Genomic DNA, 20,879 nt, shown 5'->3' with positions numbered 1-20,879 from the left:
TCCGTTCTCAAATCGAGAGGTCGCCCGCGCGGCGCTTCTGTCGCCAGCGAACCAGGCCGGCCGCGAGCAGAAACAGGACGCCGGCCAGGGCGAGCCAGAGGTACGTGGACAACCACCGGCGTTCCACCCCGGACGGTTCGGACAACCCGAAGGCGGACAAGTCGAAATGCGAATCGGCGAACGGGCCGAACCGGACCGCGGATTGGAAGGTGATCTCCAGACCCCCGTTATGCACACCCTGCCTTATCTGGTCCGCTTGGAGGTGATGTCTGTACTGGGTCGTGATCGAGCAGGCGTCGACGGTCTTGGTGTACTGATGGCTCGTTTCAGACCACCCCTTCCACCCCGCCGCCTCGACTGTTTCCCGGTAACGAATCAACGGGATGTCCCGTTCCGGATCGACTTCCACCACGCCCCTGCAGTGGAAGACGACGGCGGGGGTCGATCCCAAAATGTCGTCGCGCTCGTATGAGAAAGCCAGATAAACTTTCTTGCCCTCGACCCTCGTGCCAGCCGGATCGACGGTAAACTTCGGCAAGGTCGAGAGTTGATCCAGCCCGTACTCCTTGCCCCAGAGTCGAACGGCCGATGACGTACGGAAGTAGGCATCGACCCGCCCCTTGAGCGTTTCGATCGACGCCTCGATTTTTGTCGTGGGTCGCGATATCGCATGAGCCGACACGGGCACCACCCGGCGATCCATGGTCATGAATTCGGCAAGATTCCATACGCCCCCGTCCGCCGGTGAAAGCCGCGCAAAATAACGATCATTTAACATCATCCCGACGCTGTCGCGGCTCCATGGATCGACTTGTTCGAGGCAGATGTACTGCCCCCGGCCCCGGACGTGCCTCATGGTACTCCGATAATCTTCTACCTTCCCATCGGTGTTCATTCTTCCGGTCGCCTCGGTACTGATGTCAAATCCGTCCGACTCGCCTCGGCGGGCGTACGCGCAGGGCGAGGTAAAGACTTTGGATTGAAGCACCGATCGCCAATCACCCTGGGCGGGAGCGACGGGCGTGGTCGTCAACAAGATACAGATCACCGGATACACATTAATCGCCTCAGGAGGGGCGGGTGGTCAAGTTCTGAGTAGTTATCGCGATCTCCAAACAGGTTACGAGAAGTGATCGACACAACCACACCCACACGACGGCACGCCGGCGACAACCTTCCTACCCGCGGTGCATCCGCGGCATTCGTATACTTGGCCGGGGAACGGGTCCGGATTGACCTTATTGCAAGACCCGGAACACGAACAATTCGGTAACGTGCCGCTCGCCTGGCACTGACTGTCGCACACGGGAGATGTGTAGACCTCCTCTTCCGCCGACGCGGGCCGTACCGGCGAAAGTGCGACGGCGAGCATGAGGAAGAGGACGCCGCAACCGGACAGAAGACGAACCAGCAGATCCGATTTACTCATAACGAACTCCTTCGTGACAGGGTAGTTGGGGTGAATTAACTTCGTTCGGACGCGGATTCCGGCGGCACCCGCTGCCGGGGTCGTGCCACGAACAGGGCAGCGCAGCAGAATACATCGAGCAAGAGCGTCCATTTCGGGTGAACGCGAACACGACCGAAGCAACCGCATGCGGCCGAGCCATGGATAATCAAGTACGCACTGGCCAAACCCAACACGGCAAACGTGCCGATTGCCGCGGCGTTTGCGGCTATGCGGGTCCAACCGGCGATCAGCCAAAGCCCCACCACGAGTTCGACCTCGGTGACGGTTAACTGGACCCACCAAGGGAACACACTCGCGTGGTGACTTCCTTCTGCCAAGCCTTCGGTCTTCAAGGCTACAGCAGTCAAAAGCACAACACCACACACTATGGAAACGAATCTTCTTGCCATAAATGGTTCAAAATAATACTACCGATCAATTCACTGCGGCCTCTGACCGTTAGAGGTCCTGACAGAACTTTCGTTTCGGCTCGTTTTCCAGCTTTTCGGAGGATGTGTCAGAGCCTCTTTGACTGGAGAGAAGTAGAGAGGCGGAGCTGCCCACCCAATACACACGCCGGACCGAGCTTCCTCATGATGCCGACTCCCAGAAGAGAAGGGAAAACGTGAATCAACCACACATTATGCGCCCCCCCCTCTTCTGTCTGTCAAGCACAATCGGGAGAATTCTTCCGATTTGACCCGATTATTGTCTGAGATTAGACTGAACGTCGCCCGCAGCAATAGGGAAACTGCTCGCACCCAACTGCCGGCCGCGGCTCGTCTTCGGGTCCGGCCTTGAGGTCACTTCGTCATCGCCTTGCGGAACAACCGGCTGGCGATGAAGTCGCGGAAGCCCATCGGTCAAATTCCCGGATCGGCGGGCCGGCCGTGCCAGTGCTCCGGCCGCCGGCTGGTGTGCGTCACCGCGAGGATCACGGCCTCGTCCGGCTTCACGAGATAGATAACGCGGTAGTAGAAGCGTTCGAGGATGGCGTTGCGGACCTCGTGCGGCGGGAAGTCGTCTTCGACGAGAGAAAACAGTTGGGGGAAGATTCTCAACTGTCGGACGACCTCGCGGTACGCGGCGATCAATCGGCCGCCGGTGCCAGACCGGGCGGCTTCCAGGTAGTCCGCCGCCGACTTCAAGTCGTCCGTGGCGGCTTGGAGTGCGCGTACCTTCATTGCGGGTACTTCTCCTTGTACCACTTCTCGACCTCGGCGAGCTGCTCCTCCGCGTCCACGGCCTTGTACCGGCCGCTGAGGTAGCCCTCGATCCGGTCGGCGATCAGCTCCTTTACTTCCTTGCGGGCCACCTCCGGGTCGTCCGGCGGCCCCTCCACCGCGTCCAGCAGGAGGTTCGCAAACTTCACCTTCGCCGCCGACGACAACTGCAACCCACGCTCCAGTAAGTCGGCAGGGATTTCGACGCCGGGGTCAACGGTCGCGCTCATGGGTTCGCCCTTGTTCGGATGCTGAATCCTACCCGCCGCCGGCCGCGGTGTCGAGCGGGGCCGGTCGCGCCACGCCGGCGTCGCCGCGTTCGGTTTTGACACGCCGGCCGCGGCCCGGTACGCTGGCGTCCGGCCCCCGAGGGAACGCCCATGATCCGCGGCCTGCACGCCATGTTCTACTCGTCGAAGGCGGACGAGCTGCGGGCCTTCCTGCGGGACAAGCTCGGCTGGCCGGCCGCGGACGTGGGCGGCGGGTGGCTCATTTTCGACGCCCCGGAAGCGGACCTCGGCGTCCACCCGACCGGCGACGGCGAGCCGCCGTCCGGCACGGCGGACATCTCGTTCTACTGCGACGACATCGCCGCGACGGTCGCGGAGCTGACGGCCCGCGGGGTGGCGTTCGCCGGCCCGGTCGAGGACCACGGGTTCGGCCTCGTGACGCGGTTCCACGTCCCCGGCGACTTCACCGTCCAGCTCTACCAGCCGAAGTACGCGAAGTGACCGGGGCGGAGATTTCCTTTCCCCCTCCCTCGCCACGGCGGTAGAATCGCGGCCGACCCCTCTCCGCCCCCGTTCGCGAGGCGATGCCCGTGCCGCTGAAACAACTCGTCGAAGCCGCGGCCGCCGTCGAGGTGCAGGACACCACGTTCGCCGCCGACGTGCTCGGCCGGTACGTCTGCAACACCTGGGCGGAAGCCACCGGCAACGGCGGCGCACCGTTCGACGCCGTCGTCCTCGGGGCGGGCATGTTCGGGGCGTACTGCGCGGAGAAAATCTACCGCCGCGGGGCTGCCGCCAACCGCCGGGTGCTCGTACTCGAGGCCGGGCCGTTCCTCGTGTCCGAACACGTCCAGAACCTCGCGCGGATCGGGCTGAACGTCCCGGCGGCGGTGGCGGCCGACCCCGGCGTGCCGCGGGAGCGGGTGTGGGGCCTGCCGTGGCGGAGCAACGTCGCGTCGCCGGGGCTGGCGTACTGCGTCGGCGGGCGGTCCCTGTACTGGGGCGGGTGGGCACCCCGGCTGACGGCCGCCGACCACGCCCTCTGGCCGGCCGGCGTCGCCGCGTACCTGGCCGCCAACTACGCCCGCGTCGAGCGGGAGATCGGCGTCACGCCGGGGACCGACTTCATCTCCGGCCCGCTGGACGCCGCCCTGCACGCCCGGCTCGCGGCCGTCGTGCCGGGCATGGCGACCCTGGACGCGGTGGAAGAGGCCCCGCTCGCGGTGCAGGGGTCCGCCCCGGCGTCCGGGCTGTTCAGCTTCGACAAGTTCAGCAGCGCCCCGCTCCTCGTGGACGCCATCCGCGAGGCCGCCGCCGCCCCGGACGCGACCCGTCGGCTGTTCCTCGTCCCCCGCGCCCACGCGATCAAGCTGCACGCCGCCGGCGGCAGCATCCACACGATCGAGGTCGCGGTGAACGGGACGCGGCAGTTCCTGGCCGTGCCGCCGGCGTGCGCCGTCGTGCTGGCGGCCGGCGCGGTCGAATCGACCCGGCTGGCGCTGCTCTCGTTCCCGACCCCGCTCATGGGCCGCAACCTGATGGCCCACACCCGCACGAACCTGACCGTCCGCATCCGCCGGGCGGCGTTCGGGGCCGGGCTGCCGGCGCAGCTCCAGACGGCCGCGGCCCTCGTCCGCGGGTCGGCCGCCGGCCGGCGGTTCCACCTCCAACTCACCGCCTCCGCGGACCAGGGCGGGAACTCGGACGCGCTGTTGTTCCGCATGATCCCGGACCTGGACCTGTTGGACAACACGCTGGCGGCGCAGACGGCCGGGTGGGTGGCGGTCACCGTCCGCGGGCTGGGGGAGATGGGCGGGGACAAGGTGACGGCCGTGCCGAACGGGGCCGGGAGTTGGATGAACCTCAGCCCGTTCGAGACCGACGAGTTCGGCGTCCCGCGGGCGTGGGTGCGATTGGTTCCGACGGCCGCCGACGCGGCCGTGTGGGACGCGATGGACGCCGCGGCGCTGGCGCTCGTCCAGCAGCTGGCCGGCGGCGCGGGGAACATCGAGTACGGGTACAACGGCGGGTTCCACGCCGCCCCGCCGACGCTGGCGCAGGTCCGCGACCAGATGCGGGACGGCCTGGGCACGACGCACCACGAGTCCGGCACACTCTGGATGGGAGCCGCGGCCGCGGCCGTGACGGACGAGAACGGCCGGTTCCACCACGTCGCGAACGGGTACGCGGCCGACCTGTCCCTATTCCCGACCGTCGGGTCGGCGAACCCGACGCTGATCGGCCTCACACTCGCGGGCAAGGTGGCCGACGCCATCGCATGACGGGGGCTGTATCGCGTGAGAGTAGATGGAATCACCGTGTAACTCGATCACGTTGTTTCGGAACTTTGTCTAAACTCTTCCAAAGTACTACCACGGCCAATTCCATTACCTGACTGTGCCGATAGAATGTAACATCTGTTCACAATGACTGTGCCGTGACCCGGCGAATTTGACCGGTTACTGCGGGGTGAGGGACGTGAACGTCGAACCGTTTTTGGAGCCGCAGTTGAAGGGGTCCCGCTTTGACGGTGGCGTGGTGCCCCTCCACGTCCTTGCCGACTTCGCCGTCCTCGAACAGATGATCGTGGAAATCGCCAAGTGGAAGTATCGTGGAGAGAACCCGGAACGTAAGCGAGTTCCGCGAGGGTTCACGGACGGTATCTCGCTCAAATTGACCGCAGTTAAGGAAGGCAGCGCGATTCCGGTAATCAGTTTGTTCCTTACGGCCAACACGCTCTTCCCACCGGCCGCGAAGTCGTACTTCGAGGAAGCCCGCGCCGCCATCGTCGGGTCGATCCGGGAGGCCGAACAGGGTCAACCGATTACCGACCTCCCGCCGCGCATCCTTGGCTACTTCGCGCGCTTCGGGCGCAGTCTGGAAGCCGGCGAGGCCGTTGTGTTCCATGACGCCACGACTAGCCCGCCCGCCCGCCTTACCCAAGAGACTCGACACCGCCTCGTAATGGCCTCCACGGTAAAGGAGTACACCGGCGATATCGTTCTCCACGGCACGCCTACCGAAATCGAGCTAAAAGACGGGTGGTTCAGATTGATGCGGTTGGACGGAACGCAAATTACCGCCCCCCTTAGTGAACCCCACCTCGAAACCGTTTTGGAAGCAGTCAACAGTTACGCCTCCGGCCAGAAGGTGCGAGTCCGTGTGTATGCGAGTGGTCGATTCGACCGGGATCGCAAACTCAAGGGAATCGAGACCGTAGATCAAGTGGTTGTAATTGATCCGCTCGATGTTCGGGCACGGGTCGAGGAACTGAAACTACTCCGGCACGGCTGGCTTGACGGAAAAGGATCGGCCCCGTCCCACACCGCCCTCGACTGGTTCGCCACAGCCTTTGAAAAGCAGTATCCCGATAACCTTCGGTTGCCCTACCTGTTCCCCACCCCGGTCGGGCGGATACTGGCGGAGTGGTCGCTTGGCCCGTGGTCGCTATCTCTGGAGTTCGATCCGGCGTCGAAACGGGGCGAGTGGCATTCCTTGAACATTGACACCGATGAAGAGTTTGAAAGGGAACTCGATTTGGCGACGGACGACGGCTGGGCGTGGCTGGCCGAACAGGTGCGTACCGTTGGCGGGGCAGCCGAATGACCGACGCTACGCTATTGTTTCGGCAGATTCATCCTAACTTCGTACAGGACGGCTTTGCCAGTTCCGTGGCTTTCCGTCCTAACGAGTCCGACAACGGACTCCTATCTGTCTATGACGGCGACCAGATCGCGGCAGAAGCCTCATGGACACACTACACGACCGTTTCCAAGAAAAGGTCCGCTGGCGTGGTGGCCGTTACAGTTAGCGAGTGCGGAATAGAAGGTCTGATGGCCCGCCCCGATCCTGAACCTTTCCCCGAACACGCTGTTGTTGATTTCACCGGGCTTGACGAGAAACAGTGCCGGAAGAAAAGTAAAAAACTTCAAGCAAAGGCCCAAATCCGCGGATGGCTCTATCGGCCCTCCGTCGAGAGCTGACATTTCGAGTCGGCTACACTACCCCTCCCGTTCCCCTTCCCCGCGGAGCCTCCCCATGTTTCGCTCGCTCGTCCTTCTCGCCGCCCTCGCCTCGCCCGTCGCGGCGCAGCAGAAGAAAGGGCAGGTCAAGCTCACCGACACGCAGGTCGTGTACCAGGCGGTCGTCTTCAAGAAGACGCCCCAGGGCGAACTCCGCCTGCACGTCCACTACCCAACCGGGTGGCAGGCCGCGGACAAGCGGCCGGTCGTCGTGTTCTTCTTCGGCGGCGGGTGGAAGAACGGCGCGTACACGCAGTTCGTGCCCCAATCCGAATACTTCGCCAGCCGCGGCATCGTCGCGATTTCCGCCGACTACCGGATCGAGTCGAAGCACAAGACGACGCCGGACGTGGCCGTCGAGGACGCGAAGTCGGCCGTCCGGTACGTCCGGGCGAACGCGGCGAAGCTCGGCATCGACCCGGACAAGGTGATCGCCTCCGGCGGGTCCGCCGGCGGCCACCTCGCCGCGTGCTGCGCGCTGGTCGAAGGATTTAACGCGAAGGACGACCCGGCCGCGTCGGCGAAGCCGAACGCGCTGGTGCTGTTCAACCCGGCGCTCGACCTGACGAACATCGGCGGCCGCGAGGTCCCCGGCGCGAACGGGCGCGACATCGCGAGGGCGATCTCGCCGACGCTGTACCTGACGAAGGACGCGCCGCCGGCGGTGATCTTCTTCGGCACGGACGACAAGATGCAGTCGCACGGCACGGAGTACGCCAAGAAGGCCAAGGAGCTGGGCGTGCGGGCGGACCTGTTCACGGCCGCGGGGCAGCCGCACGGGTTCTTCAACCGCTCCCCGTGGTGCGAGGCGACGGCCGCGGAGGCCGACCGGTTCCTGGCGTCGCTCGGCTACCTGACCGGCGGGCCGACGGTGGCCGTGAAGCCGGGGGCGAAGCTGAAGAAAGAGTGATCGGCCGCGGCGGACATTTCTGTTGACACGGCGGTCGTTCGGCCGCACAATCGGCGGCACTGACAGGCCATCGTCTGACCCTCCGAGCAGTCGCCCGCGAGACCGGCACGGTCCGAACCCGGCCGGCGCGGGGGTGCGTCGCCCGGCCGGTCGGTCGCTCGCGGGGGCGTGTCCCCGTCGCGCCCGCCACCCGAAGGACCGCACCCATGGCCGCCGCTTCCCCCACCGTCGTCCTGCCCAACCCCGACCCGCCGATCCGCGACCTGCTCCTGCCCGGCTACTCCCCGCTCGACGAGCGGGACAAGATGGACGCCGAGGCCCAGAAGTTCATGCGGAAGTACTTCGCCGGCAAGGTCGCCAGCCCGAAGATGGACCTGCTGCTGTTCGGCCGGCTGATGCAGACGTGCGAGGGGTACAAGCGGTGGCTGGAGTACATGATCCTGTTGGAAGACGGCCCGGCCCGCGGGCCGGGCGGGCGGCCGCTGCCACCGTTCCGGAAGTCGGCCGAGCCGGTGAAGGACGGCAAGCAGGAAGTCGAGCCGGCCCCGAAGCGGGACAAGGGGAAGGAGAAGGAAAAGGAGGAGATTAAGGAAGGGAAGAAGGAGGTCGATTTGAGCTTCAACGCGGTGACGGCCCAGCGGGAGTACCTGAAGGACGCCGCCCGCGAGATCCACCGCCTCATCGACCGGGCGGAGCGGGCGATGGGGCACGCGGAGAAGGTGCTGGCGGATTACAAGAAGTCCACCCGCGACCTCTCGAGGATCGTCAAGACGGCCCAGAAACTCCTGGAGAACTTCCGCGAGGCGATCCTGTCGAGCGACCCCACCGCCCTGGCCCTCCAGTTGGAGGCGCTGGTTCAAGACTTGTCCGAGGCCATCGACGAGATCGAGCAGGCGACGCGAAGCCGGTCGAAGGGCAACCGGTCCGAGGGCAGCAGCAGCAACAACAATAACAACGCGGCCGAGGTCAAGTCGGGCGTGTCGAACCTGCCGCCGGGGACCGTCCACCTGGTCGGCGACCTGCACGCGACGATCGACCCCATCACGCTGGCCGAGTTAAAGTCCGTGTACGGCGTCGAGGTCGCCAACCTGTTTCAGACCGCCCTCCACGACGGCTTCATCCCGACGTTCGGGACCGGGGACTCGGGGATCAAGCAGAAGGAGCCGTTCGAGTTGAAGGTGCGGATGACGAACCTGCGGGCGTACGGGGCACCGGGCGACCTCCGGCTGTCCGGGACGGTCGAGGTCCGGAACATCGGCGGGCGGGCGGTCCGCGTCATCGTGTTCAACGGCATCTACCGCGGCCACTGACGGGGACCCCCGGCCGCCCGGTAAAATGCCGGGATGATCTACCTCGACCACAACGCGACGACGCCGGTGCTCCCCGCCGCGCAGGCCGCGATGCAGGCGGCGGCGTTCGGCAACCCGTCGTCGTCGCACGCGGCCGGCCGGCAGGCCCGGCGGGCGCTGGAGGACGCGCGGGAACGGGTCGCGGCGCTGCTGGGGGCGTTGCCGGAGGAAGTTATCTTCACGAGCGGCGCGACGGAGGCGAACAACCTCGCGCTGTTCGGCCTGTGCGGTGAGCAACCGGGCCGCATCGCGGCGTCGCCGCTGGAGCACCCGTGCGTGACGGAGCCGCTGAAGCAGCTCGCCGCGCGGGGGTTCACGGTCGAGTGGCTGCTGGTCGATTCGCGGGGCGTGGTTTTGTTCCCTCCCCCCTTGGGGGGGAGGGAACAAGAGCCGCCTTCGGCGGCCCTGACTGCGCTCCAACTCGCCAACCACGAAACCGGCGCGATCCAGCCCGTCCGCGCGTTCGCGCAACTCGGCCCCGTCCACACGGACGCGGCGCAGGCCGTCGGCAAAATTCCGGTGAACTTCCGCGACCTCGGCGTCACGTCGCTGTCGCTGTCGGCCCACAAGTTCCGCGGGCCGCCCGGCGTCGGCGCGCTCCTGGTGAAGCGGCGAACCGTCCTTCGCCCGCAGTTGTTCGGCGGCCACCAGCAGCGGGGCCACCGCCCCGGCACGGAGCCGGTCGCGCTGGCCGTCGGCCTCGCCGTCGCGCTCGACCACGCCGTGCGAACCATGACTGACACCGCGGCGTCACTGACGCGCCTCCGCCGGCGGCTGCTCGACCGGCTGCGCGAAGCCGTGCCGCCGGTCGTGGTGAACGGCCCGCCGCCCGGCGACGCCGACTCGCTGCCGACGACGCTGAACGTGTCCTTCCCCGGCTGCCGCGCCGACCTGTTGTTGATGAGCCTCGACCTGGCGGGCGTCGCGTGCTCGACCGGCTCCGCGTGTTCGAGCGGGTCGCTGCTGCCGTCGCCGGTCCTGACCGCGATGGGCGTGCCGGACGACGTGCTGAAGTCGGCGATGCGGTTCAGCCTGGGCGAAACGACGACGGAGGAAGAGATCGACGCGGCCGCCGAGACGATCGCGGCGTGCGTGAAAAGGACCAGGACATCAGCCACAGATGAACACGGATGAAAACTGATCAGAAATGAATCAAATCATGATTTCGGTTTTATCTGTGTTTTCTGTGTTCATCTGTGGCTCAATTCTCAACTTCCACGCCGGGCCGAACTTCGGGTCCGGTAGCGCCTTCAACAAGTCCCACAGCGCCGCACGGTACGACGGGAACAGCGGCACGCCGTCGGTCGGCGGATCGACCGCCGCGGCGTGCGGTAGGTTCTCGTAGGGAATCTTCGGATACCGGTGGTGCAGGTCGTGGTACGGCTCGTGCAATAGCGACTCCGAGACGACGTGCCCGGCCGTTGTCGGCGGGCGGATGGCGCGGGTGAGCGTCGCCCAACTGTCGCCGGTCAGGCCGACGTGCTCGATGTACTTCCGCCAACTTTGAACGTTCCCGGCGAGGAAGGCCGGTGCGAGGTAGCTGATGAGGTAGTAGGTGAAAACCTCATAGTAGATCGTGACGGCCGTGACGCCGCCCCACACCAGGAACGGCGCGAGAACCTCGGCCCAGATCATGACTCGTCTGTATACAGGAATTTGAATCCGCGACCCGGTGCGGATGTAGGCGCGGAAGTATAAGAGCGGCGTGTACAACACGCCGAAGAACAGTTCCCCGATGGCGGCGAGCCGCCGCTTCCATTTCGCGTTCGCCGGGTCGGTGAACGGCCAGAACTCCTCGTCGCGGGGCGTGCCGAGGTGGGCGTGGTGCCAGTGGTGCAGCTCCCGGTAAAGCGAGAGGCTGATGAACGCCTGCAGCCCGATGACGCGGCCGAGGTACTCGTTGAGCGGCCGCCACGGGCAGAGGCTGCCGTGCGCAGCCTCGTGGAACGCGATCACCAGCGAATGCGACAGGTACGTGTTCACCAGGACCAGCGCCGCGGCCGGCCAGTACAGCGCTTCCGCCAGGCAGTAGACCGTGAGGCCAACGAGGGCGTAGAAGAGCGTGCCGAAGCCGAGGACGAACCACGTCCCCCGCCAGCCGGGGCGGTGCAGGGCGCGGAGCGTTTGCTTCTCGATGCGGGTCATGGTGAGCCGTCATTTTAGCGGGGCCGGGACCGGCCGCCCGCGGGGGCCGCAAATTCCTTAGTTTCAGCCCCTTTTGCCGCCGCGATTGGACGGTATTCGGGTTGGTGCAAGTGCGCATTTTTGCTAGAATTTCCAGACAAATGACGCTCCTCGCACCCCCCGTCGTTGACGTGCTGCCGCTGCCGGAAAATCGCTCCGCGGCACGGGCCGTCCGGCGGCTGGCGACGGCCCTGACGCGGCCGAAGCGGGGGCGGCTGCCGTTCAACCCGCTCGTGCTGCACGGGCCGACTGGGACCGGGAAGACGGCTCTCGTCGGCGAGTTGGTGCGGGCCGTCACGGCCGCGACCGGGCACACGGTCCGGGTGGTCGCGGCGAACGACATCGACCCGCGGCCGGACGAGGACGATTCGCTCGCCGGGCTACGCGAGTGCGACCTGCTGGTAATCGAGGACGTGCAGCACCTGGCGGAGCGGGCGGCGGACTTCGCGGAGCGGCTGCTCGACGCGCGGACGGCCCGGCGGCGGGCGACGGTGCTGACGGCGAACGTCGGCCCGGCGGTGCTGAAACACCTGCCGCGGCGATTGACCAGTCGCGTGTCGGCCGGGCTGGTCGTGCCGCTGGTCGGCTTCTCCCCGGCGTCGCGATTGAAGCTGCTGACGTTTCACGCGGACCGGTTGCGGGTGAGACTCGCCGACGACGCGGCCCGGTGGCTGGCCGATCAGTCCCCCGGCGGGTTCCGCCCGCTGCTGGGGATGCTGAACACGCTGAAGGCGACGGTTCGGCCGCTGGAGGAACTGAGCCGCGACGACGTGATCGAGCGGCTGGCGGACGCGGCGAAGCCGACGGACGCGGGCGACATCATCGCGGCCGTGGCCGCCGCGTTCGGCGTGACGGCGAAGGAGATTCGCGGCTCGTCGCGGCTGAAGACGGTCGCGCTCGCCCGGCAGGTGGCGATTTACCTCGCCCGCGTGTCGGCGAAGCGGTCGCTGCCCGCGATCGGCCGGGAGTTCGGCCGCGACCATTCGACCGTGCTGCACGCGGTCCGTAAGGTCGAGGAGCTGTTGGCAAAGGACGAGGAGTTGGCCGGGGTCGTGCGGGAGCTGCGGTCGAGGTTGGATTGACGCGCGGCCTGTGGACAACCCGGCGCGCGACTGGCGCGCGAAGGATCGTGGGTGGCGCGCACGGGGCAGAATAACAACCGGGATCGAAGGACCAACAATCGCGCGGCCCGGCGCGCCACAGGATCGACGAGGGCGCGCCGGGTTGTCCACAGGGGTAACCCGGTCGTCGCGCCTGAAATTGCAGGCGAACGGACAAGACTCCCGGCGGTGCGCGACAGGACCGGGCGTCGCCTTACTGCTACTGCCGTGTTCTTAAACCAGAGATCGGATAGAGAGCCAGACGAGGGATAGAGGAGTTCACACAAAGTCCGCGAAAACTCGCGGTGTGACCCAGATTAACCAGACCCCCTAACGAGCATCCCTTCCCATGAAAGTGAAATGTCAACGCGACTGGCTGCTGACCGCCTGCCAGCTCGTCGGCGTGGCGGCCGCCGCCCGCACCACGAAGCCGGTCCTCCAGTGCATCAAGGCCGTCGCACAAGACGACGCCCTCTTCCTCATGGCGACCGACCTGGAGATCGGCGTCCGGTACGAACTCCGCGGCATCGAAGTCAAACGCGCGGGCACGGCGCTGCTCCAGCCGAACAAGCTGATCTCGATCCTGCGGGAGTCGTCCGACCCGGACGTGACGCTCGACACGGACGAGAACGGCACGCTCGTCCGCACTAGCACCGGCCGGTTCAACCTGCCGGGCGGCGACACGAACGAGTTCCCGGACATCCCGGCGTTCGACGACGGCGGCAAGTACCACGAGGTCAACGCCGGCATCCTGCGGACCATGATTAAGCGGACCGCGTTCGCCGCCGACAAGACCGAGGCGACCGCCCGCTGGGCCGTCACCGGCGTGCTGTGGGAAGCGGAAGGCAAGAAGGCCCGGCTGGTCGCGACCGACACCCGGCGGCTGGCGCTGACCGAGGGCGTCGCGGACATCCACGGCGGGACGAAGGACGCGAAGCCGCAGTCGCACCTTGTGCCGCAGAAGGCGATCCAACTGCTCGAGCGCAGCCTCGCGGACGACGGCGAGTCGATCCGCGTGGTGTTGAACGCGAACGAGGCGATGTTCCAGACCGGCCGGGCGCTGATCCACACGCGGCTGGTGGAGGGGCGGTTCCCGCCGTACCGGGACATCATCCCGAAGAAGCCGGGCGTGACGCTGAACGTGCCGACGGCCGAGTTCCTGTCGCGGGTCCGGCAGGCGGCGATCATGACGGACGACGAGTCGAAGCGGGTCGAGTTCAAGTTCGAGCCGGGCAAGCTGACGCTGACGGCCGAGGGGGGCGCGGACCACGGCCGCGGCGAGGTGACGATGGAGCTGCCGGACTACAAGGGGGACGAGGTGGAGATCGCGTTCAACCCGCAGTACCTGATCGACATGCTGCGGGCGGTCGAGAGCGAGCCGACGCTGCGGCTGGAGATGACCGACGGCCAAAAGCCGGCGGTGTTCCGGCTGGGCGAGGACTACCTGTACCTGGTGATGCCGCTGACCGGCTGAGCATAGTAGTAGGCACACTCCGTGTGCCGTCTGTTCGGCGTGTCGGCGGGTTCATCCAGGTTCCGGTGACAATGAGGAGACGGCACACGGAGTGTGCCTACTACTATGGCCGACGGACCCGAGAACCTCACCGACATCCTGGCGAAGCTCTTCACCGCCCGCGGGTGGGGCCGCAAGAGCGAGCGGGTGCGGCTGGAGTCGGCGTGGGCGGAGGCGGTCGGCCCGGCGCGGTCGGCCGACACGCGGGTGGCGGCGATGCGCCGCGGCGTGCTGGAGGTGGAGGTCAAGAACGGCGTGCTGCTGCAGGAGCTGGCGCAGTTCCACAAGCGACAACTGCTGACCGACCTCCGGCGGCTGCTCCCCGGCACGGCCGTGACCGACCTGAAGTTCCGCGCGGCGGCGTGGTGAGGACCGACCCCATGCACCGCCACTGTTGCGAGGACATAAGGCCCGCCGGCACGGGCTGATCGTTCACGACGGCGGAAGTTCCGTCATCGCGATTCAACACTGCCCATGGTGTGGTGCGAAGTTGGATGAGTTGATTGAGCGGGAAGCGAAGACCGTTTAGCCGCGACCCGGAGGAGCGACATCATGGCGACGGAACTGGGCGTCAGCAAGGAACACATCACGAAGACGCCCGGCGTCTGTGGCGGCCGCGCGTGCGTCGCAGGCAGCCGGGTTCGTGTGATGGATGTCGTCGGCCTGCACGAGCGCAGCGGCCTGTCGCCGGACGAGATCGTCGATCAATTCCCGTCGATCACCCTCGCCGACGTGTACGCGGCCCTCGCGTACTACTTCGACCACAAGGACGAAATCGATGGCGACTTCCGCGACGCCCGCGAAATAGCCGACCGACTGCGGGCCCAGTTCCCCACGTTGCGGGAGAAGCGGGGTGGCTGACGCGGTCCGCTACTTCACCGACGAGCACATCTCGAACGCCGTGATCGCCGGGCTGCGGCGGCACGGCGTCGATGTGTTGACCGTGGCCGAGGCCGGCCGCCGGACTTACCCGGACGATGAACAGTTGCGGTACGCGACCTCGCTCGGGCGGGTCATGGTTTCACACGATCAAGACTACCTGTTCCTCGCGGCCGACTTCCAGCAGCGGGCCGAGGACCACGCGGGCATCGCCTTCGCCGACTACGACAAGTTCTCGCAAGCGTTCGGCCTGTTGATTCGCGCCCTGCTGACCGTCCACGGCGTCTACACCGCCGCCGACATGCTCAACCACGTGGAATACTCTAAATCTCACCAGAAAGGACGCTCCCCCCGATGAGCACCGACCTCGCGAAAGTCGAGTACACCGAAGAGAACATGAAGACCCTCAAAGACGCGGCGCACATCCGGCAGAACCCCGGCATGTACGTCGGCAACACGTCCACCGCCGGGCTTCACCACCTCGTCTACGAGATCGTCTACAACTCCGTCGATGAGGCCCTCGCCGGGTACTGCAAGCACATCAAGGTCACCCTCCACGTCGACGGGTCCGTGTCCATCGCCGACGACGGCCGCGGCATCCCGGTCGGCGTCAAGGCCGACACCGGCAAGTCCACGCTCGAAGAGGCCCTCACCATCGCCGGCACGTCCGGCAAGTTCGACAACGCCGCGTACCGCGTGTCCGCCGGGCTGCACGGCATGGGCGCGAAGGCCATGAACGCCCTCTCCGAGTGGTGCGAGGCCGAGGTCCGCCGCGACGGGCGGGTCTGGCAGATGGAGTTCGAGCGCGGGTACGCCACCAGCGCGCTGCAGAACATCGGCCCGGCCCCCGGCGGCGTCACCGGGACCACCATCACGTTCAAGCCGGACCCGGAACTCTTCGGCGACCTCACGTTCTCCTACGACATCCTCGCCGACCGGTTCCGCGAGATCGCGTACCTCAACCGCGGCCTCCACATCGCGCTCGCCGACGAGCGGGAGAACAAGCAGGAGGACTTCGTCTACGCCGGCGGCATCGCCGAGTTCGTCGAGTACCTCAACACCGGCGAGGTGGTCGAACACCTGCCCATCTACGTGAACAAGGAAGTCGATAACGTCGCGGTCGAGATCGCCCTGCAGTACACGCGGCGCGAGGACAAGATCGAGCGGTGCTACACCAACAACGCCTACAACCCGGACGGCGGCACGCACCTGTCCGGCTACCGCGCCGGCCTCACGCGGGCGATCACGAACTACGGCAAGAAGGAGAACCAGTTCAAGGACAACCTCGAACTCAAGGGCGAGGACTTCCGGTTCGGCCTCACCGTCGTCGTCAGCCTCGGCCACCCGGACCCGCTGTTCGAGTCGCAGACGAAGGTGAAGCTCAACAACCCGGAAGTCGAAGGGATTGTTTCGAGCGTTCTCTATGAGGCGCTGTCCGAGTACCTGGAGAAGAACCCGAAGGACGCGACGCGGATCTGCAAGCTCGTGTCGCTGGCGGCGGAGGCCCGGATCGCCGCCCGGAAGGCCCGCGACGCGCTCATCGACCGCAAGAAGCTGCTCGGCGGCGGCGGGCTGCCCGGCAAGCTCATGGACTGCTCCACCCGCGACCGCGACCAGAGCGAGCTGTTCCTCGTCGAAGGGGACTCGGCCGGCGGGTCGGCGGAGAGCGGCCGGGACCGCGTGTTCCAGGCCGTGCTGCCGCTGCGGGGCAAGGTGCTCAACGTCGAGCGGGCGAAGATGGAGAAGCTCCTCAAGAACGAGGAGATCGCCGCGCTCATCGCCGCCGTCGGCGTGGACATCGGCAACGCCGAGGACGTGGCGAAGCTGCGGTACGGCAAGATCGTCATCCTGACCGACGCCGACGTGGACGGCCAGCACATCCGCACGTTGCTCTTGACGTTCTTCTTCCGCCAGATGCGGAAGCTGATCGAGGACGGCAACGTGTTCGTCGCCCGGCCGCCGCTGTACAAGGTGACGCAGAAGAAGGACGTGCGGTTCATCGCCACCCGCGAGGCGATGGGCGGCGAGCTGATGAGCCGCGGCCTCGCGAACACGAGCCTCGTCGTGACGAAGCCGGACGCGCCGGAACGGGCGATCGGCGGGGACGACTTGAAGAAGCTGTTCCCGCTGATCGAGGACGTGGCGGAAGGGTCCGTCACGCTCGAGCGCCGCGGGCACACGCTGGCGGCGTTCCTAAAGCGGTACGACGCGGCGAAGGGGCTGCCGCAGTTCCACGTCAAGCTCGGCACGAAGGAGTTTTTCTTCCACACCCAGGAGGAAGTCGAGGCGTTCCGCGTCGAGCAGTCGGCGAAGCTCGGCAAGGACCTGGCGGTGAGCGACGCGCTGACGGCGCAGGCCGTCGCGGCCGACGGCAAGCCGGCGGCCGAGGAGGCGACGCGGTTCAGCGTGGACGAGTGGCACGAGGTCAAGGCGATCAACAAGGCCATCGCGAAGCTGAAGGAGGCCGGGTTCGACGAGACGGACCTCGTGCCGCTGCCGCGGGTCGCGGGGCGGGAGCCGCCGGTGCGGTTCCGGCTGCAGAGCGGCGACGTGCGGCGGGACCTCGAGCACCTGCGGGAGCTGGCCGCGGAGGTCCGCAAGCTCGGCGAGAAGGGGATGACGATCACGCGGTTCAAGGGCCTCGGCGAGATGGACCCGGAGGAGCTGTGGGACACGACGCTCGACCCGAAGCGGCGGACGCTACTGCGGGTGACGATGGCCGACGCGCTGGCGGCGGAGAAGATGTTCCGGACGCTGATGGGGGACGAGGTGGAGGGCCGCCGCGACTTCATCCTGAAGCACCGGATCGACGACCCCGACGCGATCGACTACGGCGGGGCGTGACGCCCGATGCCCAAGCCCTACGACGCCACGCTGAAGCAAATCCTCGACGACCACGCCCCCGACTGGGTCGCGGGGTTCGCGCCGCACCTCGGGCTGCCCGGCGGACCGCTCGAAGTCCTCGACCCCGAATTGCCCGCCGTCACGGTCGCGGCCGACAAGGTGTTCCGGCTGCCGGGGGCGGCCGGCGTGCTGCACCTCGAAGTGCAGTCGAGCTGGGACGGCGAGCTGCCCGACCGCCTGCTGGAGTACAACGTGCTGCTGCACGGGCGGTACGGCGGGCCGGTGCATTCGCTGGCGGTCCTGCTCCGGCCGGAGGCGAACGCGGCGGCGCTGACCGGCGAACTCGCGCGGGCGCGGGCCGACGGGCGGCCGCTGTTGCGCTTCCACTACGACGTGGTCCGCGTCTGGGAGTTGTCGGCCGATCAGTTGCTCGCCGGCGGCATCGGGCTGACGCCGCTCGGCCTGCTGACGAACGACGCCCGGCACCGGCTGCCGGAGGTGGTGCAGCGGTTCGCCGAGCGGATCGACCGCGACGTGCCGGACGCCGCCCTCCGGGACCGGCTGCTGACGGAAGGTTTCATCCTGATGGGCCTGCGGTATGATAAGCAGTTGATCCGCTCGCTGTTCCTGGGGGTGCAGAAGATGAAGGAGTCTTCGACGTATCAGTTGATTTTGGAAGAGGGCGAAGAGAAGGGCCTCGCGAAGGGCCTCGCCGAGGGCCGGGTGGAGGGCCGGGTGGAGGGCCGGGTGGAGGGCCTGCGGCTATCGCTCGTGACGCTACTCGAACAGAAGTTCGGTCGCGTGCCGCCGGCCGTGGACGCGAAGATTCAACGGGCGACCGACCCGGCCGCGCTCCAGGCGGCGCTGCGGCAAGTCCTCACGTTGGCGGCGGCCGACGACTTGGTCCTGTAAGCGGTCTGGCAACGTATCCGGAAGGGAGTCGCGGCGACCCGCCGCGCCCGCGCCCCTTCCGGCGGCGTCGCCGTTACTTCCCCATCTTCGACGCCTCCTCGCCGAACGCCATCAGTTCCTGCGGCGTCACCTTGCCGCTGGTCGCGGCCGCCATGAGCGCCTTCTGCATCCGCTCCTGGGCGGCCTGCAACTGGCCCTTGTACTTGTCCTCGATCGCCTTGTCCTGGGACTTCGTCACCTTCACGTCCTTCGCCGCCTTCGCCAGCTCGTTCAGCTTCGTCAGGCCGGCCTTCGCCGTGGCCATGTCGCCCTTCTCCAGGGCGTCGGACATCTTGTTCATCTCGTCGATCATCTGCTGGGCGAGTTCCTCGCCCTTCTTCTGGTTGCCGCACCCGGTCAGCCCGAGGGCGAACACGGCGACGATCCCGACCGCGAACAGCGCACGCATCGGCGGAGTCCTTTCGTGAGAGGCTCGGCCGGGCCTGCGGCCGAACGAGACGGGCGGGCCGGCCGATGATGGAACGAGCGTACCCGGTTCGCCGCCCGCGGGCAACCGGAATGACCCGTCACGGCGGGACGGGCAAGTCTTCGAGGCGAATCTTCCCCCGCGCCTTCGCGGCGGCCGCGGCCTTCGTCAGCCGGTCCGCGGCGGCCTGCTGCGGGCCGCGGAACGCGGCGATCAGCGCCTCGTTGTCCGCCTTCGACACGCGGACCCGCTTCGCCGCCGCGACCAGCCCCCGGAGGGCGGCCAGCCGCGCGGCCGCGGCCGCCGCGTCGTCCTTGTCCAGCGCGTCCGCCAGGGCGTTCACCTCGGCGACCGTCCGCCGGTCGAGGTCCTCGGCCGCCCGCGGGTCCGAACACCCGCCGAGGCACACTAGCACCAATCCGACCGCGAATCGTTCACGCATCGTTCATGAATCCCCCGCCGGGCGACGGCGTCAATTTATGAGGCGGAAGATTCATCGCCGGTTCATTTCTCGTGGCCGACGGGTCGGTATCATCGGGAGGGGAATGAATCCGTTCGCCCGGTGGAGTGACACCCTTGAAGCGGTCTCGGTTGCGGTCGGCGGCGGGGGTTCTTGGGATTGGATTGTTAGTCGGGTGCGGCGGGGAACCGCCGCCTCCCCCGGCGCCGGGCGGGCCGCCGGGGGCGATGCGGCCGCCGATCGCGGGGCCGGTCCGCGGCCCGCTGGCCCGCGGCGAGGCGGTGCCGGAGTTGGCGTGCGCCGGGTGGTTGAACGGCGACCCGAAGCCGTTCGCGTCCGACGGGCCGAAGGTCCACGTCCTCGACGTGTGGGCGGCGTGGTGCCCGTACTGCGGGGCCACCGCCCCCGGGCTGGTCCGGCTGCACGCGAAGTACCGCGACCGCGGGGTGCAGTTCATCAGCGTCACCGACCAGCCGAAGGCGACGGCCGAGGCGTTCGTCCGGGCGCACGCCATCCCGTGGCCGTCCGGGTACGGGCTGCCGGCCGACGCGGTCGCGAAGCTGGGCACGGTGAACAACGTGATGATGCCCGGCCACCTGGTCGCGCCGACGTTCTTCGTCGTCGGGCCGGACGGCAAGGTCCGCGGGTCGGCCGACCAGGGCCGGTGGCACCACGCCGCCCCGGACGACGCGGTCGCGAAGCTCGACCGCGCGATCGAGGAGGCGCTGAAGATGACGGCCCCGCCGGCCGAGCACTGACCGGCGGCTACCGGCCGAGGAGCAGCTCCCGGCCCCGCCGCACGCTCGGGAACGCGAGGTCGGTCGGGGCCACGTCTTCGAGGCGAACCCACTCCACGGCCGTTGCGCCGTCGCCGACGACGGTCGCGGCCGGGTCCACGGCCACGGCCCGGAACATGAGGTCGCACACCGGGTACGTCACGTCCTTGTAGAGGTACCGGTTCGTCAGCGAGCAGACGTACTCGATGCCGCTGATTTCGAGACCGACCTCCTCCCGCACCTCGCGGACGAGCGCTTCCTCGGCCGTCTCGCCGACATCGACGAACCCGCCGGGCACGGTGAGCAGCCCCTTGCCGGGGTCCCGCTCGCGGCGGATGAACACGTACCGGCCGTCCGGCCGGCGGATGAACGCGGCCGCGGCGAGCGTCGGGTTGAAGTAGAACGTGAACCGGCACGCCGGGCAGTGCAGCGGGTTCGCGCCGGGCTCGACGGCGGCGGCGCACCGCGGGCAGTGGCGGAAGTGGTCGCAGGGGAGCATGGGTGTGTTGTACGGGATCGGTTCACCGCCCGATATTATGAACCTATCGCATCCGACCTCCC

The 20,879-nt window shown here is 67.3% G+C and carries 24 protein-coding genes; 16 read left to right on the top strand and 8 right to left on the bottom strand.

The features are described 5' to 3' along the window. Positions 1 to 7: 7 nt before the first annotated feature. From AC5JJ2_RS23480 to AC5JJ2_RS23465, 4 genes are all read right to left on the bottom strand, one after another. Complete coding sequence (locus tag AC5JJ2_RS23480) at positions 8 to 1,036, bottom strand: hypothetical protein (RefSeq protein WP_495860468.1); 1,029 nt, start codon at positions 1,034 to 1,036, stop codon at positions 8 to 10. A gap of 428 nt (positions 1,037 to 1,464) precedes the next feature. Then, a complete protein-coding gene (locus tag AC5JJ2_RS23475) occupies positions 1,465 to 1,860 on the bottom strand; it encodes a MauE/DoxX family redox-associated membrane protein (RefSeq protein ID WP_495860467.1) in 396 nt (131 codons plus the stop codon). A gap of 453 nt (positions 1,861 to 2,313) precedes the next feature. Continuing rightward, positions 2,314 to 2,634, bottom strand: a complete 321-nt coding sequence (locus tag AC5JJ2_RS23470) for a type II toxin-antitoxin system RelE/ParE family toxin (protein WP_495860466.1) — start codon at positions 2,632 to 2,634, stop codon at positions 2,314 to 2,316. Then, a complete protein-coding gene (locus AC5JJ2_RS23465; protein ID WP_495860465.1) occupies positions 2,631 to 2,903 on the bottom strand; it encodes a hypothetical protein in 273 nt (90 codons plus the stop codon). Before AC5JJ2_RS23465 ends, AC5JJ2_RS23470 begins: the two co-directional genes overlap by 4 nt. Before the next feature lie 150 nt (positions 2,904 to 3,053). Here AC5JJ2_RS23465 and AC5JJ2_RS23460 point away from each other — a divergent pair, with 150 nt between their 5' ends. From AC5JJ2_RS23460 to AC5JJ2_RS23430, 7 genes are all read left to right on the top strand, one after another. Then, the gene (locus tag AC5JJ2_RS23460; RefSeq protein WP_495860464.1) at positions 3,054 to 3,404 is read left to right on the top strand and encodes a VOC family protein; all 351 of its coding nucleotides are present in this window, start codon (positions 3,054 to 3,056) and stop codon (positions 3,402 to 3,404) included. An 89-nt stretch (positions 3,405 to 3,493) separates the two neighbouring features. Next, positions 3,494 to 5,185 (top strand): GMC oxidoreductase, encoded by a 1,692-nt coding sequence (locus AC5JJ2_RS23455; protein WP_495860463.1) that lies wholly within the window; start codon positions 3,494 to 3,496, stop codon positions 5,183 to 5,185. A 196-nt stretch (positions 5,186 to 5,381) separates the two neighbouring features. After that, complete coding sequence (locus AC5JJ2_RS23450; RefSeq protein WP_495860462.1) at positions 5,382 to 6,509, top strand: hypothetical protein; 1,128 nt, start codon at positions 5,382 to 5,384, stop codon at positions 6,507 to 6,509. Further along, positions 6,506 to 6,886, top strand: coding sequence for a hypothetical protein (locus AC5JJ2_RS23445; protein ID WP_495860461.1), 381 nt, complete (start codon positions 6,506 to 6,508; stop codon positions 6,884 to 6,886). The genes AC5JJ2_RS23450 and AC5JJ2_RS23445 overlap by 4 nt, the downstream gene beginning before the upstream one ends. Positions 6,887 to 6,941: 55 nt before the next feature. Then, positions 6,942 to 7,835, top strand: a complete 894-nt coding sequence (locus AC5JJ2_RS23440) for an alpha/beta hydrolase (RefSeq protein ID WP_495860460.1) — start codon at positions 6,942 to 6,944, stop codon at positions 7,833 to 7,835. Positions 7,836 to 8,041: 206 nt separating this feature from the next. Then, positions 8,042 to 9,145 carry a hypothetical protein gene (locus tag AC5JJ2_RS23435; protein WP_495860459.1) on the top strand — a complete coding sequence of 368 codons (1,104 nt, stop codon included), beginning with the start codon at positions 8,042 to 8,044 and terminating at the stop codon, positions 9,143 to 9,145. Positions 9,146 to 9,178: 33 nt separating this feature from the next. Then, the gene (locus tag AC5JJ2_RS23430) at positions 9,179 to 10,318 is read left to right on the top strand and encodes a cysteine desulfurase family protein (RefSeq protein ID WP_495860458.1); all 1,140 of its coding nucleotides are present in this window, start codon (positions 9,179 to 9,181) and stop codon (positions 10,316 to 10,318) included. 18 nt (positions 10,319 to 10,336) lie between these two features. On the opposite strand, the gene AC5JJ2_RS23425 is transcribed toward AC5JJ2_RS23430, so the two are convergent. Continuing rightward, entirely contained in the window at positions 10,337 to 11,329 is a 993-nt protein-coding gene (locus AC5JJ2_RS23425) for a fatty acid desaturase family protein (protein WP_495860457.1), read from the bottom strand. A gap of 140 nt (positions 11,330 to 11,469) precedes the next feature. Here AC5JJ2_RS23425 and AC5JJ2_RS23420 point away from each other — a divergent pair, with 140 nt between their 5' ends. The 8 genes from AC5JJ2_RS23420 to AC5JJ2_RS23385 all read left to right on the top strand — a co-directional run bounded on the left by AC5JJ2_RS23420 (position 11,470) and on the right by AC5JJ2_RS23385 (position 18,616). After that, positions 11,470 to 12,450, top strand: a complete 981-nt coding sequence (locus tag AC5JJ2_RS23420; protein ID WP_495860456.1) for a helix-turn-helix domain-containing protein — start codon at positions 11,470 to 11,472, stop codon at positions 12,448 to 12,450. Between the two features lie 367 nt (positions 12,451 to 12,817). Next, positions 12,818 to 13,942 carry a DNA polymerase III subunit beta gene (gene dnaN / locus AC5JJ2_RS23415; protein WP_495860455.1) on the top strand — a complete coding sequence of 375 codons (1,125 nt, stop codon included), beginning with the start codon at positions 12,818 to 12,820 and terminating at the stop codon, positions 13,940 to 13,942. 105 nt (positions 13,943 to 14,047) lie between these two features. Next, positions 14,048 to 14,350, top strand: a complete 303-nt coding sequence (locus AC5JJ2_RS23410) for a DciA family protein (protein ID WP_495860454.1) — start codon at positions 14,048 to 14,050, stop codon at positions 14,348 to 14,350. Positions 14,351 to 14,375: 25 nt separating this feature from the next. Further along, positions 14,376 to 14,510: a DUF6980 family protein gene (locus tag AC5JJ2_RS23405; protein WP_495860453.1), complete on the top strand. Its 135-nt coding sequence runs from the start codon at positions 14,376 to 14,378 to the stop codon at positions 14,508 to 14,510. A 23-nt stretch (positions 14,511 to 14,533) separates the two neighbouring features. Next, the gene (locus AC5JJ2_RS23400; RefSeq protein ID WP_495860452.1) at positions 14,534 to 14,842 is read left to right on the top strand and encodes a DUF433 domain-containing protein; all 309 of its coding nucleotides are present in this window, start codon (positions 14,534 to 14,536) and stop codon (positions 14,840 to 14,842) included. Further along, complete coding sequence (locus AC5JJ2_RS23395; protein ID WP_495860451.1) at positions 14,835 to 15,218, top strand: DUF5615 family PIN-like protein; 384 nt, start codon at positions 14,835 to 14,837, stop codon at positions 15,216 to 15,218. Before AC5JJ2_RS23400 ends, AC5JJ2_RS23395 begins: the two co-directional genes overlap by 8 nt. Continuing rightward, positions 15,215 to 17,704 (top strand): DNA gyrase subunit B, encoded by a 2,490-nt coding sequence (locus AC5JJ2_RS23390; RefSeq protein ID WP_495860450.1) that lies wholly within the window; start codon positions 15,215 to 15,217, stop codon positions 17,702 to 17,704. Before AC5JJ2_RS23395 ends, AC5JJ2_RS23390 begins: the two co-directional genes overlap by 4 nt. Positions 17,705 to 17,710: 6 nt before the next feature. Further along, positions 17,711 to 18,616, top strand: coding sequence for an Rpn family recombination-promoting nuclease/putative transposase (locus AC5JJ2_RS23385; RefSeq protein WP_495860449.1), 906 nt, complete (start codon positions 17,711 to 17,713; stop codon positions 18,614 to 18,616). A gap of 73 nt (positions 18,617 to 18,689) precedes the next feature. On the opposite strand, the gene AC5JJ2_RS23380 is transcribed toward AC5JJ2_RS23385, so the two are convergent. Further along, on the bottom strand, positions 18,690 to 19,064 hold the full coding sequence (locus tag AC5JJ2_RS23380; protein WP_495860448.1) for a hypothetical protein: 375 nt from the start codon (positions 19,062 to 19,064) through the stop codon (positions 18,690 to 18,692). A 118-nt stretch (positions 19,065 to 19,182) separates the two neighbouring features. Continuing rightward, positions 19,183 to 19,524: a hypothetical protein gene (locus tag AC5JJ2_RS23375; RefSeq protein WP_495860447.1), complete on the bottom strand. Its 342-nt coding sequence runs from the start codon at positions 19,522 to 19,524 to the stop codon at positions 19,183 to 19,185. 245 nt (positions 19,525 to 19,769) lie between these two features. On the opposite strand from AC5JJ2_RS23375, the gene AC5JJ2_RS23370 reads away from it, so the two are divergent. Continuing rightward, positions 19,770 to 20,300 carry a TlpA family protein disulfide reductase gene (locus AC5JJ2_RS23370; RefSeq protein ID WP_495860446.1) on the top strand — a complete coding sequence of 177 codons (531 nt, stop codon included), beginning with the start codon at positions 19,770 to 19,772 and terminating at the stop codon, positions 20,298 to 20,300. Between the two features lie 7 nt (positions 20,301 to 20,307). Here the strand turns inward: AC5JJ2_RS23370 and AC5JJ2_RS23365 are convergent, their stop codons facing one another. Next, positions 20,308 to 20,817, bottom strand: coding sequence for an NUDIX hydrolase (locus AC5JJ2_RS23365; protein ID WP_495860445.1), 510 nt, complete (start codon positions 20,815 to 20,817; stop codon positions 20,308 to 20,310). Positions 20,818 to 20,879: the final 62 nt, after the last annotated feature.

The sequence above is a fragment of the Limnoglobus sp. genome, assembly GCF_059499385.1.
Note: the sequence above shows the minus strand (reverse complement) of the source record. Positions and strands in the feature narration are given on the sequence as shown.